This window comes from Micromonospora sp. NPDC023737 (assembly GCF_040639715.1).
Lineage (GTDB): Bacteria > Actinomycetota > Actinomycetes > Mycobacteriales > Micromonosporaceae > Micromonospora.
Genome location: NZ_JBFAAL010000014.1, coordinates 119,641 through 130,764, shown reverse-complemented (window position 1 = coordinate 130,764; position 11,124 = coordinate 119,641). Strand labels below are relative to the sequence as shown.

Below are 11,124 nucleotides of genomic sequence, written 5' to 3'. Positions count from 1 at the left end.
GGTCGCGCGGATCGGCTGGCCTCGATGCTCCGTCACCGTGCCGTCACTGTGCGAACTTGGCACGTTCACCCGATGTGCTCGCCCCATGACGTTCGTCACAGTCATTCGGGTTCGACCGGACGACTGGGGGAGGTGGCGGGTGACCACCGTCGCGCTGAAGGATGTCACCAAGGTCTTCCGGGACGGCACCGTGGCCGTCGACAGCGTCAACCTCGACGTCGACGACGGAGAGTTCATGGTGCTGCTCGGCCCGTCCGGGTGCGGGAAGTCGACCGTGCTGCGGATGGTGGCCGGCCTGGAGGACCCGACCCGGGGCGCGGTCATGCTCGGCGGTGAGCTGGCCAACGACCTGTCGCCGCGGGACCGGGGCGTCGCCATGGTCTTCCAGGATTTCGCGCTCTACCCGCACATGACGGTCGGCGACAACATCGCCTTCCCGCTGCGGCTCGCCGGAATGGAGCCGGACGCTCGTGGTGAGCGGGTCACCGACGTGGCGGGCGCGCTCGGCATCGGCGACGTACTCGGCCGGCGGCCCGGCCAGCTCTCCGGCGGGCAGCGGCAGCGGGTGGCGATGGGCCGGGCGATCATCCGCCGGCCGAAGCTGTTCCTCATGGACGAGCCGTTGTCCAACCTGGACAGCGGGCTCCGTGCCGAGCTGCGCGCCGAGATCTCCGGCCTGACCCGCGAGCTGGGGGTCACCACCATCTACGTCACGCACGACCAGGCCGAGGCGCTCACGATGGCCGACCGGGTCGCCATCATGCGCCGTGGCGTGCTCCAGGACGTCGGCACGCCCACCCAGGTCTACGGTCGGCCGGCCACGCTCTACGTGGCCGCGTTCCTGGGCAGCCCGCGGATGAACCTGCTGGAGGCGTCGGTCTACGTCCACCTCGACCGCTACGTGACGTTGACCCTCGGCGAACAGGCGCTCTACCTGCCCTGGGACGACATCCGCAGCCGTGCCGTGGCGCACTACCACGGCGAGCGGATCGTGGTCGGGATGCGGGCCGAGGCGCTCACCCCGGTCGCCCCGGACGACCCGGGCGACGTGCTCCACGGCCGGGTCCGCCATCTGGAGCACCATGGGCACGAGTCGATGGCCTACCTCGACATCGGGGCGACCGCGGTCGTGGTGGACGAGATGGGCAGCCGTGGCGCGCCCGGGGACGTCGGTCAGCGCGGGTTGCGCCGGTTCGGTCAGGTGGTGCAGCGGCTCGCCGGCAAGCCGCCGGAGACCACCCAACCGGCAATCGGTCGCGCCCGGGCCAGCGTGCTGCCCGATCCCGGTCGGCACGCCCGGCGTACGGCCGAGCTGGCGGTACGCCTCGCCCCGTATCCGGCGATGTCCAGCGGGCATGCACTGTCCGTCCGGGTACGCATGGACGCGCTGCACTTCTTCGACGAGCGGGGCGACCGGATCGACGTCGGCTGGCGGTAGGCGGCGCTCGGTCCGCTGCCCGTGCCGGGGCTGCGGCGATGGTTGGCGGACCGGCTGCGGGCCGCTCGGCGGGTCGAGCTGCCGGCGACCGGCGGCACGGCAGGCGCACACTGCGTGACCGCGGTCGGGCTTGTCGGGGTAACTACCCGGGAGTAGCGTCTCGCCATGTCCATCGACTCACGCCAGGTGGCGGCCGGGATGCTCGAGGCCGTGCCCTTCGCCCGCACGCTCGGTTTCGAGTTCCTTGAGATCGCCCCCGAAGCCGAGGGCGGTGTCCGGGCGGTCCTCCGGTTGCCCGACACGTCGGCCACCCACAACCACGTCGGCGGCCCCCACGCCGGGGCCATGTTCACCCTCGGCGAGACCGCCTCCGGCGCGGTGGTGCTGGCCGCGTTCGGGCAGCTGCTCGACCGCGCGGTGCCGCTGGCCGTCCGGGCGGACATCGCGTACCGCAAGCTGGCCCTCGGGCCGGTACGCGCCACCGCGCGGCTGGGGCGGCCGCCCGCCGAGGTGGTCGCCGAGCTGGATGCCGGCAAGCGCCCGGAGTTCCCGGTCCAGGTCGAGATCAGCACCGACGACGGCGTCCCGACGTCCGAGATGACCGTGATCTGGACGCTGCGCCCGCAGTGACCCACCTCCCAATGAACCGCCCAGGCGGATCTCGGCGGCCCGGAAACGGGTTTGCCGGTCCGTTCGGGTGGTTAGATTCGGAACGTGCTGGGCCTGCCTGCTGATGTGACCGCCTGCCTCTTCGATCTTGACGGTGTGCTGACGCAGACCGCCCGGGTACACAACGCGGCTTGGACCGAGACGTTCAACGCGTTCCTCCGGCAGCGGGCCGCCGCCACCGGGGAGCCGTACCGGCCATTCGACCCCGGGCCCGACTACAACCGCTACGTCGACGGGCGGCCCCGCGCGGACGGCGTACGGACGTTCCTGGCCTCCCGCGGGATCGTGCTTCCGGAGGGTTCGCCGGACGACCCGCCCGAGGCGGAGACGGTGAACGGGATCGGCAACCGCAAGAACGTCCTGCTCCTGCACGAGCTGCGCACCCATGGTGTGGACGTCTACCCCGGCTCGGTGACGTACGTGAAGGCGGCGGCCGCCGCCGGGCTGCGCCGGGCCGTGGTCACGGCGAGTGCCAACGGCCGCGAGGTGGTCGCCGCCGCCGGCCTGGAATCGCTGATCGAGGCGCGGGTGGACGGACTGGTCGCCCGGGCGGAGAGCCTGCGCGGCAAACCCCAACCGGACACCTTCCTCGCCGGGGCGCGGGCGCTCGGCGTCGACCCGTCCCGGGCGGCCGTCTTCGAGGACGCGCTCTCCGGCGTGGCCGCCGGCCGGGCCGGTGGCTTCGGGTACGTGGTGGGGGTCGACCGGGTGGGCCAGGCGGACGAGCTGCGCGCGCACGGCGCCGACGTCGTGGTCCGAGATCTGTCCGAGCTGCTGGACGAAGGGCGCGACGCATGATCAGGGAGCGGGCCTATCCGGTCGATCCGTGGCACGTCCGGGAGATCCGGCTGGACATGGACGTGTTGGCCCAGTCCGAGTCGGTCTTCGCGCTCTCCAACGGCCACATCGGCCTGCGCGGCAACCTGGACGAGGGGGAGCCGCACGGGCTGCCCGGCACCTACCTGAACTCCTTCTACGAGCTGCGCCCGTTGCCGTACGCGGAGGCCGGCTACGGCTTCCCCGAGTCCGGCCAGACCATCGTCAACGTGACCAACGGCAAGCTGATCCGGCTGCTGGTCGACGACGAGCCCCTCGACGTCCGCTACGGCGAGGTGCTCTCCCACGAGCGCACCCTCGACATGCGCGCCGGGACCCTGCACCGGGAGGTGCACTGGCGTTCGCCGTCCGGTCGCGAGGTCAAGGTCCGCACCACGCGCCTGGTCTCGTTCACCCAGCGATCGGTGGCCGCGATCCACTACGAGGTGGAGGCGGTCGGCGAGCCGCTGCGGCTGATCCTCCAGTCGGAGCTGGTCGCGAACGAGTCGCTGCCGGCGCAGAGCCGCGACCCCCGGGTGGCCGCGGTGCTCGAATCGCCGCTGCAGGCCGAGGAGGAGCTGACCGCCAACGACGGCGGGCTGCTCGTCCACCGGACCAAGGTCTCCGGGCTGCGGGTCGCCGCCGCCATGGATCACGAGGTGTACGGGCCCGAACGTACGACCATCGAGTCCGAGGGGTACGAGGACTGGGTCCGCACCACGATCGGCTGCGTGCTCCGGCCGGGCGAGAAGCTGCGGGTGGTCAAGTACCTGGCGTACGGCTGGTCCAGCCGACGGTCGTTGCCGGCGCTGCGTGACCAGGTCGGCGCGGCGCTGGCCGCGGCACGGCTCGACGGTTGGGACGGGCTCTGCCGCGACCAGCGGGCCTACCTGGACGAGTTCTGGGACGCGTCCGACGTCCGGGTCGAGGGTGACCCGGAGGTGCAGCAGGCGGTCCGCTTCGGTCTCTTCCACGTGCTGCAGGCCGGCGCGCGTGCCGAACGCAGGCCGATCTCGGCCAAGGGACTTACCGGTCCGGGGTACGACGGGCACGCGTTCTGGGACACCGAGATGTTCGTGCTGCCGGTGCTCACCTACACCCAGCCGACCGCGGTCCGCAACGCGCTGCACTGGCGGCACGCGACCCTCGATTCGGCCCGGGAGCGGGCCCAGACGTTGAACCTGAAGGGTGCGGCCTTCCCCTGGCGGACGATCGTGGGACCGGAATCCTCCGGATACTGGCCGGCGGGCACCGCCGGGTTCCACATCGCCGCCGACATCGCCGATGCGCTACGCCGGTACGTGCTGGTCACCGGGGACGACCAGCTGGAGCGCGAGATCGGCCTGGAACTGCTGGTGGAGACCGCCCGGCTGTGGCGCTCGCTAGGCCACCACGACCGGCACGGCAAGTTCCACATCGACGGGGTGACCGGGCCGGACGAGTACACGGCGGTCAAGAACGACAACGTCTACACCAACCTGATGGCGCAGCGGAACCTGCTCTTCGCCGCCGAGCTGGTGAACCGCTACCGGGACGACGCGGTGCACCTCGGCGTCACCGACGAGGAGGCGGCCAGCTGGCGGGACGCCGCGTCGGACATGCACCTCCCGTACGACGAGGATGTCGACGTGCACCAGCAGGTGGAGGGGTTCACCCGGCTCCAGGAGTGGGACTTCCTGCACACCCCGTCGGAGAAGTACCCGCTGCTGCTGCACTACCCGTACTTCGACCTGTATCGGAAGCAGGTCATCAAGCAGGCGGACCTGGTGCTGGCCATGCACTGGCGGGGTGACGCCTTCACCCCGGAGCAGAAGCTGCGGAACTTCCTGTACTACGAGCGACGTACGGTGCGGGACTCGTCGCTGTCGGCCTGCACCCAGGCGGTGCTGGCCGCCGAGGTCGGTCACCCGGAGTTGGCGCACAGCTACCTTCGCGAAGCCGCGCTGATGGACCTGCACGACCTGAACGAGAACACCCGCGACGGTGTGCACATGGCCTCGCTCGCCGGTGCCTGGATCGCGCTGGTGGCCGGCTTCGGCGGGCTACGCGACCACGACGGCACGTTGTCGTTCGCACCCCGGCTCTCCAGCAAGCTGAACCGCCTGGAGTTCTCGCTCCTGTGGCGGGGCCGGCGGCTGCGAGTGGACGTGCGACCGCACCAGACGACGTACGCGTTGCGCCACGCCGACCCGGACGACGTGGTCGAACTGCGCCATCACGGGGAAACCATCCGGGTCACCTGCGACGAACCGGTGACGGTGCCGGTACCCGCGGCGCATCCCGCCGGGCCGGCCCCGGAGCACCCGCCCGGCCGGTCGCCGTTGCTCCGGCTGCCGGAGACCGAGCCGTGACGCACGGTCGGGGCGGGTCATGCCCGCCCCGACCGTGATGCTCAGGTCAGAAACGGTCACCCGTCGAGGGGCGACCTCCCGCGTCACGCGGTGCCATCGTCCGGGGATCGTCGGCCGTACGCGCGTGGGCCGCATTGTCCGCCCAGTCCTTGTTGCGTTCGGCCGACTCTAGCCGGTTTTCCTCCTCGGACCTCTGCTTATGTCGGGACGCCTGTTCCTGCCGGGACGTCTGCCGCTGCTGGGCCATGGTGATCCTCGCGATCCGTCGGGGCGCGGCTGCGCCGACACGGTCTGCGGTCGATCGTCGGCTACCCGACGCACCCGTCGGCAAACGCCACAGCACCGCCCGGGCCGGGTGCCGGCAGGGTGCGGTCGGGCGTGCCGGCTCCCCGGCACGAGGCTTGCCCTCCGGCCGGCGGGGTAAGACGGTCCCCGCCGGGCGCAGCGGCCCGCGTGGGTGGAGGTCTGGGCATGGACGTGCGTGAGGTGACGATTCCGGTCAGGAACGTGGAGCTGGTGGCCGACGTGATCCTGCCGGCCAGTCCCGTCGGGGTGGTGCTCTTCGCGCACGGCAGTGGCAGCTCCCGGCACAGTCCCCGCAACGTCGCGGTCGCCCGCGTACTCAACCAACGCGCGCTCGGCACCGTGCTGGTCGACCTGCTCACACCGGCCGAGGACGCGGTGGACTCCCGCACCGGCGAGCTGCGCTTCAACATCGAACTGCTCGCCGACCGGCTGGCGGCGATCGTCGACTGGCTGGGCGCGGCAGAGGCGACACGCGGCCTTCCGATCGGTCTCTTCGGTGCCAGCACCGGCGCCGCCGCGGCACTGGTCAGCGCGTCGGCCCGGCCCGGGCAGGTGGGGGCGGTGGTCTCCCGCGGCGGCCGGCCCGACCTGGCCCGTTCCGCGCTCGCCGCGGTACGCGCCCCGACCCTGTTGCTCGTGGGCGGCCTCGACGACGAGGTGATCGCCCTCAACGAGCAGGCGCGCGGCCAACTACCCGGCACGGTCGAGCTGCACATCGTGCCCGGCGCCACCCACCTCTTCGAGGAACCCGGCACCCTCGACCAGGTCACCGCCGAGGCCGGCGACTGGTTCACCAGGCACCTCACCCGCTGATCAGTTTGCTGTCGCAGACGCTGGGAAGACACCAGGTTCGATGCCCGGACGAGGAGGTACGCCGTGAGTAACTTCATGGACAAGGCCAAGGATTTCGTGAACAAGCACGACAAGCAGGTCGACCGGGGGCTGGAGAAGGGCGGCGAGATGGCCAACAAGCGAACCGGCGGCAAGTACGACGACCAGATCGACAAGGCCGTCGACCGGGCCCAGGCCCGTAGCGGTAAGGGCGACCAGGCGCGCTGAGCCGGAACGCCTTTCCCGGGGTGCCGTGTCGCGGCTCCCCGGGAAAGTCCTGTTCGGACAGAATTGTCGCCCGAACGTCGCGGGGCGGTGAGTCGTCCGAACGTTGCGGGCCGGCGAGAGTCGCCCGAACGCGGAACGGCGAGTCGCCCGATCGTTGCGAAGCGGCGAGTCGTCCGGTCTCGCGGGGCAAGAGCAGCGCCGACCAGCGATTCGCCTGTCCCGGGCGGGGTAACTACCGTCATGACCGACGACCGTCCCGACCAGGAACCCGAACGGTCGCCACTGGGCATGGCCGCCGAACGGAGCGGCAAGCACCTCAGGCACGCCCGGCGCCGCGGTGGCGAGGAGGGCAAGGCGCGGATGCGCCAGCTGGAGGTCATCCTCGTGATTGCGGTGCAGGCCGGGCTCGCCGCGGCGCTCGCGACCCTCATCGCGCAGAAGTTGTTCGGCGGCGGTATGCACGTGTTCGCCCCGGCGGCCGCGGTCGCCACCATCGCCTCCGCGATCGGGCAGCGTGCCCGCCGCACCTTCGAGTTGCTGGGCGGGGTCGGGCTCGGCATCGTGATCGGAGACCTGCTGCGCTACTTCCTCGGTGTCGGCGCCTGGCAGACCGGGCTGGTGGTGGGCCTGGCGATCGCGACCGCGCTGCTGGTGGCGGGCCGGGGCGGCGCGCTGGTCGGCCAGGCAGGTGGTACGGCCGTCCTGATCTCCACCCTGACTCCGATGGAGGGAAATCTCGAACTTCCCCGGATCTTCGACGCGCTGATCGGGGGCGGGATCGGTCTGGTCGTCGTTGTGCTTCTGCTGCCGGTCAATCCGATCCGGGTGCTGGACCGGGCGGCGTCACCGGTCTTCTCGACGGTCGCGGACCAACTCGGTGAGATCGGCGTCGCGCTGCGGCATCGTGACGCGGACCGGTCGATCCGAGCCTTGGAGCGGGTGCGCGGCCTCGAAGCCGACATCGGCCGGCTGAACGAGGCGCTGAGCGGAGCGGAGGAGGTGGTCACGCTGGCCCCGGCACGGTGGCACCGCCGGAGGCAGTTCCACCGGTACGCCCGCAGCCTGCAGCATGTCGAACGGCTGGCGCTGAACGTCCGGGTGATGGCGAGACGGTCGGCGACCGCCATCCAGTACAAGGAACCCATTCCGGACGAACTGCCCGGTGCCTTCGTAAGGCTGTCCGAATCGGTGCTGAAGATGCGCGACGAGTGCCGGCTCGACGAGAATCCCGACCGAACCCGGGCTCTCATCCTGGAGTCCGCCGACCTCGTCGGCCGGGCGTGGGCGCACGGCGTGCACTCGTTCGGCGACACACTGACCACCGATCTCCGGGCCAGCGCCAGCGACCTGCTCCGGGCCACCGGATACGAGCCCGCCGAAGCGAACCGGCTCGTTCGTACGGCGGCCGGTGCCGGGCAGCGATCGATCCGCCCATTGGTGCACCGGCGGCTGCACCGGGCCGCTCGGCGGAACTTCTCCACCAGGGACACCCGGTTGTCCCGTCGGTCTTCGTTGCGCACCGGCAAGCGGGCCACCAGGATGCGGAGCACCGGGCGCCCCCAGAGGAGCAGCCCGGCGCGATGATGCTCGGATCAGGCGGAGTAGCCGCGCTCCGCGATCCAGTTGGCGACCTTGGCGAGCGGCATCCAGTACTCGCTGTCGACCGGGTCACCCGGGTCGGCGATCTGGATGCTGTCGCCACCGTCCCGGTAGCCGATCAGGGTCACGTAGTGGCCACCTTCGTACGAGTGCGGGACGCCGTTGGTGTCCACGGCGGTGCCCTTGACGTTCGCCACCACCGGGCGGCCGTCGTCGAGCGCCTTCATCGCGTCGGTACGCAGACGCTCCACCTCGGTCGGTTTGGCCGTCGAGTCCGGTATCTCGGTGGTCCGGTACTTGCCGCCGGTCAGCTGGTTGAGTACCCGGGTGGTGTCCAGGGCGGACGGCGTGCCCGCCTCGGTGGTGCCCAGCAGCGCGGCGACGTCGTCCTGCGAGATCGCCTTGCCCTGCGCGGAGAGCGCGATCCGCGTCGCGGCGGGTCCGCAGTAGAAGAAGTTCGGCTGGGCCTGGTAGTCCACGTTCACGAGGCGCTCGGCCCGCCGGTCGTGGCCACCCTTGTCGGCCTGGGCGGACGTCCCCGGGCCGGTCTGAGGCGGGGCGGGCGGGGCGGCGTGTGCGGCCACCGCGGGAGTCAGCGCGCACCCGCCGGCGACCAGCAGGCCGGCCACGGAGAGGCCGCTCTTGTGAAGGATGGGGTTCATGGGTCGGGCTCCAATCGGGGTGGCGCCTCCGGTGGAGGCGCACGCACCGGGACAGGGGGCTCGGCTCAGCTGCGGAACGACGCCCGGACCGTACGGCGCGCGGGCGTCCCGGGGGTGTAACGGCCCTGCTCCGGCCGGCATTCCGGTGTCCGGTGACCCAGGTCGGCGTCCTGTGACGCACTTTTGGGGCGTCCCACGAAGGGCGTCCCTCGTGTCACACGCTGTCGGCGTCGCGTCCGATCAAGATCGCGCTGCAACAGGGAAATAGTGGCCTCCCTGCGATTGGAGGCCACTATTTCGTAGATGAAGCGCGATCTTGCCGCGCACGCGCGATCTTGCGGCACCGCGCGGGTGTGGCGCAGCGCGCGGCATCGTTCACAGACTGCCCAATACCCGGGTGACGGTGACCTCGACGACGACCCGCTCCGGATTGGGACGCGGGGTCCGATAACGCTCCGCGTACCGGCGTTCCGCCTCGGCGACCGTAGCCGGGTCCGTCCGTACGACCGCGCGGCCCTCGATGGTGAGCCAACGGCGGCCGTCGACGTGGCAGAGCGCCACCGGTGCGCCCTGAGGGCCGGCGGCGGCGACGTGCCGAGCCTTGCGGGAAGCGGCCGAGGTGATCACGCGGGCGAGGCCGGACGCCGGGTCCAGGGTCACCCCGACCGGCACCACGTGCGGGGTACCGTCCGGGCGAAGCGTGGTGAGCGTGGCGAGGTGCCGTTCCCGGCAGAAGGCGACGACCCGATCGTCACGTACGTCCAGCAGGTGCGCCCCCGGCATCTCCGTCCCCCGTCTTCCGCCGTCGACCGATCATCGAACGGGCCGGCGGTCGTGCCCCGGCCCCGGTGGAGCGTACGGCTGACCCGGTAGCTGCCGGGCGGCCGCCCGGTGCTTCTGGACCAGCCGGGTGAGGTAGAACAGCGTGCCGGCGAGGATGCCCATGTCGTCCAGGTAGATCGGGTCGGGCAGCAGGTCGATCGGGAAGATCGTGTAGAGGAGCGCGCCGTAGAGCGCCAGTTTGCCGCTCGCACCGAGCGAGGTGAGCAGGCGATGCGTCCGTACCACCCGGACGGCCAGCACCACGGCGCCGACCAGCGTCGCGAGCAGCACGATGCCAGCGATGACGAGGACGACGATCCACGCTTCCCGGGACATGCGGTCACGCTAACCCAATCGGGCCGCGCCCACCCGATGCCGGGTTATCGACCACCACGTACCGGCAAATGATGCCGGCCTCGCTGGCTTCACCGCGCCCACCTGACCCACCCACCCGGCGACCTCCCGGCGGCGGTGCCGCTCAGTACGCCGGCACGGCCGCCCGGCCCCGCGCCACGACCTGGTTCTCCCGCGTCTGCTCCGCCGGCTGGGCGACCTCGCTCAGCGGCAGCACCGACTGGGCGTCCTCGACGTGGCGGCCGGTCGCGGCGAACGCCTCCTCCCGCAGGCTCCGGGCGGCCGCGACAGCGCGCTCAGCCTCCCGCCACGCGGCCTGCTCCTGCTCCCGTGCCGCCTGGTGCCGGGCGAGGAGGTTGTCGCGTACCGCCCGGCGCAGCACCAACTCCTGTTCCACCGGGTGCAGCCGTGGGTCCCAGCCGTTGCGGTGCGCGAACACGTCGCTGAGCTGCTCGACGGAGAGTTCCCGCTGCCAGTACGCGTCCAGCGCCGCGCGGTGCAGGTAGCGCTCGCGGTCGACGTACTCGGACGGGGTGCGGGCGGTACGCGGCAGCGGCATGGCAGCGGCGGCGCCCAGCCGGCGTACGTCCGCCTCGGCGGCCTCGTACGCCTGCCAGGCCACCTCGACCGCCTCCTGCGCGGCGAGCCACTCCGAGCGCCGTCGTTGCGCCGTGGCGGTGGCTCGCTCGGCGGCCACGGCGACCTCCTGCGAGTAACGGGTCCGCTCGCGCTTCTCCTCGGCCAATTCGAGCGGGCTCGGCATGGCTGCGCTCCGGATCCGCTTGGCGGCGTCGATCGCGAGCCGGCCCGGCCGGAGCAGCAGGGCGGCGACGGCGACGCCCACGACGGCGAGCAAACTCAGCCAGATCACGGCGGCGCGGGGCACGTCGGGCAGGACGGCGGAGAGGACGGTCTGCATCATCTGCACCTCGTGGTCGGTGTCGGAAGTGGACGATCTGACCCGCTGGTGAGCGGAATGACGACTGGGTGGAGGGTTCTGCCTGACGTCGCGCCACCTCGCCGGGAGGACCGGTCGGGCTCGGTGCGG

12 protein-coding genes are annotated in these 11,124 nt (G+C 71.7%); 7 read left to right on the top strand and 5 right to left on the bottom strand.

Annotation, left to right across the window (positions count from 1 at the left end):
- The first annotated feature begins 139 nt into the window (after positions 1 to 139).
- From AB0F98_RS25150 to AB0F98_RS25135, 4 genes are all read left to right on the top strand, one after another.
- Positions 140 to 1,438 (top strand): ABC transporter ATP-binding protein, encoded by a 1,299-nt coding sequence (locus AB0F98_RS25150; protein ID WP_357739721.1) that lies wholly within the window; start codon positions 140 to 142, stop codon positions 1,436 to 1,438.
- Between the two features lie 165 nt (positions 1,439 to 1,603).
- Positions 1,604 to 2,068: a DUF4442 domain-containing protein gene (locus AB0F98_RS25145; RefSeq protein ID WP_357739718.1), complete on the top strand. Its 465-nt coding sequence runs from the start codon at positions 1,604 to 1,606 to the stop codon at positions 2,066 to 2,068.
- Between the two features lie 84 nt (positions 2,069 to 2,152).
- Positions 2,153 to 2,905 (top strand): HAD-IA family hydrolase, encoded by a 753-nt coding sequence (locus AB0F98_RS25140; protein WP_357739715.1) that lies wholly within the window; start codon positions 2,153 to 2,155, stop codon positions 2,903 to 2,905.
- Complete coding sequence (locus AB0F98_RS25135; RefSeq protein ID WP_357739712.1) at positions 2,902 to 5,274, top strand: glycoside hydrolase family 65 protein; 2,373 nt, start codon at positions 2,902 to 2,904, stop codon at positions 5,272 to 5,274. The genes AB0F98_RS25140 and AB0F98_RS25135 overlap by 4 nt, the downstream gene beginning before the upstream one ends.
- Before the next feature lie 46 nt (positions 5,275 to 5,320).
- Here AB0F98_RS25135 and AB0F98_RS25130 read toward each other — a convergent pair whose 3' ends face one another.
- Positions 5,321 to 5,521, bottom strand: coding sequence for a hypothetical protein (locus AB0F98_RS25130; protein ID WP_357739709.1), 201 nt, complete (start codon positions 5,519 to 5,521; stop codon positions 5,321 to 5,323).
- Positions 5,522 to 5,745: 224 nt separating this feature from the next.
- Here AB0F98_RS25130 and AB0F98_RS25125 point away from each other — a divergent pair, with 224 nt between their 5' ends.
- From AB0F98_RS25125 to AB0F98_RS25115, 3 genes are all read left to right on the top strand, one after another.
- Positions 5,746 to 6,393: an alpha/beta family hydrolase gene (locus AB0F98_RS25125; protein WP_357739706.1), complete on the top strand. Its 648-nt coding sequence runs from the start codon at positions 5,746 to 5,748 to the stop codon at positions 6,391 to 6,393.
- A gap of 63 nt (positions 6,394 to 6,456) precedes the next feature.
- Positions 6,457 to 6,639 (top strand): antitoxin, encoded by a 183-nt coding sequence (locus AB0F98_RS25120; protein ID WP_357739703.1) that lies wholly within the window; start codon positions 6,457 to 6,459, stop codon positions 6,637 to 6,639.
- A 240-nt stretch (positions 6,640 to 6,879) separates the two neighbouring features.
- Positions 6,880 to 8,223 carry an FUSC family protein gene (locus tag AB0F98_RS25115; RefSeq protein ID WP_357739700.1) on the top strand — a complete coding sequence of 448 codons (1,344 nt, stop codon included), beginning with the start codon at positions 6,880 to 6,882 and terminating at the stop codon, positions 8,221 to 8,223.
- 8 nt (positions 8,224 to 8,231) lie between these two features.
- Here the strand turns inward: AB0F98_RS25115 and AB0F98_RS25110 are convergent, their stop codons facing one another.
- The 4 genes from AB0F98_RS25110 to AB0F98_RS25095 all read right to left on the bottom strand — a co-directional run bounded on the left by AB0F98_RS25110 (position 8,232) and on the right by AB0F98_RS25095 (position 10,998).
- Positions 8,232 to 8,900 carry a C39 family peptidase gene (locus tag AB0F98_RS25110; protein WP_357739697.1) on the bottom strand — a complete coding sequence of 223 codons (669 nt, stop codon included), beginning with the start codon at positions 8,898 to 8,900 and terminating at the stop codon, positions 8,232 to 8,234.
- A 375-nt stretch (positions 8,901 to 9,275) separates the two neighbouring features.
- Positions 9,276 to 9,683: a TIGR03618 family F420-dependent PPOX class oxidoreductase gene (locus AB0F98_RS25105; protein ID WP_357739694.1), complete on the bottom strand. Its 408-nt coding sequence runs from the start codon at positions 9,681 to 9,683 to the stop codon at positions 9,276 to 9,278.
- 30 nt (positions 9,684 to 9,713) lie between these two features.
- Positions 9,714 to 10,058, bottom strand: coding sequence for a YkvA family protein (locus AB0F98_RS25100; protein WP_357739691.1), 345 nt, complete (start codon positions 10,056 to 10,058; stop codon positions 9,714 to 9,716).
- 142 nt (positions 10,059 to 10,200) lie between these two features.
- Positions 10,201 to 10,998, bottom strand: a complete 798-nt coding sequence (locus tag AB0F98_RS25095; protein ID WP_357739688.1) for a hypothetical protein — start codon at positions 10,996 to 10,998, stop codon at positions 10,201 to 10,203.
- Positions 10,999 to 11,124: the final 126 nt, after the last annotated feature.